3 protein-coding genes and 1 pseudogene are annotated in these 3,256 nt (G+C 66.4%); all 4 read left to right on the forward strand.

Features of this window, described 5'->3' with window-relative positions; translation table 11 throughout:
• Positions 1 to 1,124 (forward strand): depupylase/deamidase Dop (gene dop / locus E1264_RS41530; protein WP_132182907.1); only part of this gene is annotated, 1,124 nt, incomplete at its 5' end.
• Positions 1,125 to 1,405: 281 nt separating this feature from the next.
• Entirely contained in the window at positions 1,406 to 1,615 is a 210-nt protein-coding gene (locus E1264_RS41535; RefSeq protein ID WP_132182909.1) for a ubiquitin-like protein Pup, read from the forward strand.
• Positions 1,616 to 1,725: 110 nt separating this feature from the next.
• The gene (locus E1264_RS41540; RefSeq protein ID WP_132182911.1) at positions 1,726 to 2,871 is read left to right on the forward strand and encodes an endonuclease VII domain-containing protein; all 1,146 of its coding nucleotides are present in this window, start codon (positions 1,726 to 1,728) and stop codon (positions 2,869 to 2,871) included.
• A 170-nt stretch (positions 2,872 to 3,041) separates the two neighbouring features.
• A pseudogene (locus E1264_RS41545) lies at positions 3,042 to 3,256 on the forward strand (proteasome subunit beta); the annotation flags it as partial.

The following is a 3,256-nucleotide window of genomic DNA, read 5'->3' on the forward strand; positions in this document are numbered from 1 at the left end:
CCATGGTCCCCGGCACCCACCCCATCCAGCTCTACAAGAACAACACCGACAACAAGGGCGCCTCCTACGGCTGCCATGAGAACTACCTCATGCGCCGCGAAACCCCCTTCGCCGACATCGTCCGCCACCTCACCCCCTTCTTCGTCTCCCGCCAGGTCGTCACCGGCGCAGGACGCGTCGGCATCGGCGTCGACGGCCGCGGCGACGGCTTCCAGATCAGCCAGCGCGCCGACTTCTTCGAAGTCGAGGTCGGCCTCGAGACCACCCTCAAACGCCCCATCATCAACACCCGCGACGAACCCCACGCCGACCCCGAGAAATACCGCCGCCTCCACGTCATCATCGGCGACGCCAACATGGCCGAGCTGTCCACCTACCTCAAGCTCGGCACCACCTCCCTCGTCCTCGCCATGATCGAAGACGGCTTCCTCACCGTCGACCTCTCCGTCGACATGCCCGTCGCCGCCCTCCGCGCCGTCTCCCACGACCCGTCCTGCAAGCACCTGCTCACCCTCCGCGACGGCCGCAAGATGACCGCCGTCCAACTCCAGATGGAGTACCTCGAACAGTCCCGCAAGTACGTCGAGGACCGCTTCGGCGCCGACGTCGACGAGATGACCAAGGACGTCCTCGACCGCTGGGAATCCGTCCTCCACCGCCTCGGCGACGACCCCATGCAGCTCTCCCGCGAACTCGACTGGGTCGCCAAACTCGCCCTCCTGGAGGGCTACCGCAGCCGCGACGGCCTCGACTGGTCCCACCCGCGCCTGCAGCTCGTCGACCTCCAGTACACCGACATCAGGCCCGACAAGGGCCTCTACAACCGCCTCGTCGACCGCGGCCGCATCGACCGCGTCGTCACCGAACCCGAGGTCGAGGCCGCCGTCGAGGACCCGCCCGAGGACACCCGCGCCTACTTCCGCGGCCGCTGCCTGCGCCAGTACGCCGACTCCGTCGCCGCCGCCTCCTGGGACTCCGTCATCTTCGACGTCCCGGGCCGCGAATCCCTGCAGCGCGTTCCCACCCTGGAGCCCCTGCGGGGCACCAAGCAGCACGTGGGCGCCCTGCTGGACCGCTGCCGGACGGCGGCCGACCTCGTGGCCACCCTCACCGGCCAGAGCTGACCTCACGCCCTCTGAGGGCCGCACGCCACACCACCGTCGGTCGGCTCCGCACGCTGGTTGGATAGTGCTGCTATCGAGCGTTCCAATCGCTTCTGACCTGCGAAAACGGGTGAGGTCTCGGTATCGTGACCGGTATGCCCGTTTCAGTGGCGGACCGGTGGGCGATAACCCGAGCATGCCCCCGGCCACTGGGCCGAGGCGGCGAAACGGACCTTCAAGATCCGCTCGCCGTCGAAGATCGGAGATAGGGTCGAGGGCACCGGCAGAGCGGGAGGTACGGAATGGCCACGAAGGACACCGGCGGTCAGAAGCAGACCACTCGGCGCACGGAAGAGACCGAGGAGACCGAGGCCACGACGACCGAGGACGTACAAGAGCGCCAGGAGAAGCTCACCGACGACGTGGACTCAATTCTGGACGAAATAGACGAAGTGCTAGAAGAGAACGCAGAAGACTTCGTAAGGGCCTATATCCAAAAAGGGGGGGAGTGATAGGAAATGTCCGATTTAGCGGCCCACCGATAAGGCCGCATAAGCGGACATTTTCCTCACATTCTTAAATCGACCGCCAAGGCATGAGCGAGACGATTAGAGTCTCGCTCATGCGTTCGAAGAAATGTCTCGACTGCGGGGAAGAGAAGCCCGCGAGCGAGTTCTGGAAGCTCAAGGCCTCGAAGGATGGGCTTGCTCACTACTGCAAGGCATGCTTCGGCCTACGCAACAGTCGTTCCTATCGGAAGAAGCAGGCGAGTCTGGGCAAGGAAACGAGGGCCTATCGACGGCACTCGGCTGTTCCGGAAGGGATGAAGTACTGCCCACAGTGCAAGGTGGTCAAGCCGATCGAGGACTTCGGGCGGAATCGGGCCAGCAGCACGGGCCTGGCCACCTACTGCCGTCCATGCCACAACAAGGTCATGGCCGATGAGAGGCGCCGCAACCACGGAAGCGGGCGCAACTATCAGCTCAAGCTCCGCTACGGCATCACCGAGCAGCAGGTCGAGCAGATGGTCCTCGAGCAGGGCGGGGTCTGCGTGATCTGCCTCCGTGCGGACGCCAAGCACGTCGATCACGACCACCTGACCGGGCTCGTCCGCCGCATCCTGTGCTTCAAGTGCAACGGCGGGCTGGGGCAGTTCGCCGACGATCCCGCCCGGCTTCGTCTCGCGGCCGACTACCTGGAGCTGCGCGGTTCGCACGCGCGGGGGATGTGCATCGAGATCGGCGTTCCGGTCTTCGGAGGCCCGGACCGGGTTCGGTGGGACCCGAACTGGCGCACGAGGGGAGATTCCCTGAAGTCCGCGCGCCATTACCACAGGCGTCGGCGGTACGGGATCAACGACGAAGACGCGGAGTGGCTCCTCAAGATGCAGATGGGGCAGTGCGCGGTGTGCTTCGACTTCCCGGCTGAGCACGTCGACCATGATCACGTGAGCGGGGCGGTGCGCGGGATGGCGTGTTCGTCATGCAACACGGGGATGGGCCAGTTGAGGGACGACCCGATCGCTTTGCGCCGGGCGGCGGATTACGTGGAGGGCCGTCTGGTGCAGACGGTGACGGGCGAGGACGGACGGACGCGGCTGTCGCTTACCGTTCCGGACGTCGACCCTGCGTCGGTTCCCAGGGGCGGCTGGAAGGCGTTCTGGGAGCAGGACGGCGAGTACCGGAAGCAGACCTTGCCGTTCGACGAGGAGCTCGACACGCCGGTGTGGGAGGGGCCGGGTCCGGCGGGGGTTCTGAGTCACGAGTGAGGTGTCGAATCGGTCTACCGGACGCCTGGATGGGCACGGGTTCGCCGTGGGCTGACTGCGCCGGAGATCATGCGGCATGCGCATGGGCGACCTTGAACAGTAGGGTCGTAGTCGTCCGCGCCGGTGGGGTTGGGCAGGGAGCCGGTGCAAGGTGGAGAGAAGGGAGTCGCGTGGCGTCGCACGATTCGCACACCGGGCGTCTGCCGGGGTTGTTCGCGAACCCGGACACGTCGTCGTTCACGGAGTTCCTGGGGGGCTACTCTCCGGAGTTGCTGCCCGGCAGGCGGACGCCTCCGGCGTCGCGGGCGGGGGAGGACATCCCGCACGGGACGACGATCGTCGCCGTGGGTTTCCCCGGCGGGGTGGTGGTCGCGGGGGACCGGCG

The sequence above is a fragment of the Actinomadura sp. KC216 genome (assembly GCF_004348535.1).
Lineage (GTDB): Bacteria > Actinomycetota > Actinomycetes > Streptosporangiales > Streptosporangiaceae > Spirillospora.

Excerpts from the sequence above, each read along its gene's own strand:
- E1264_RS41540 (WP_132182911.1), top strand. The coding sequence starts at position 1,726 with ATGCGTTCGAAGAAATGTCTCGACTGCGGGGAAGAGAAGCCCGCGAGC.
- E1264_RS41535 (WP_132182909.1), top strand. The coding sequence starts at position 1,406 with ATGGCCACGAAGGACACCGGCGGTCAGAAGCAGACCACTCGGCGCACG.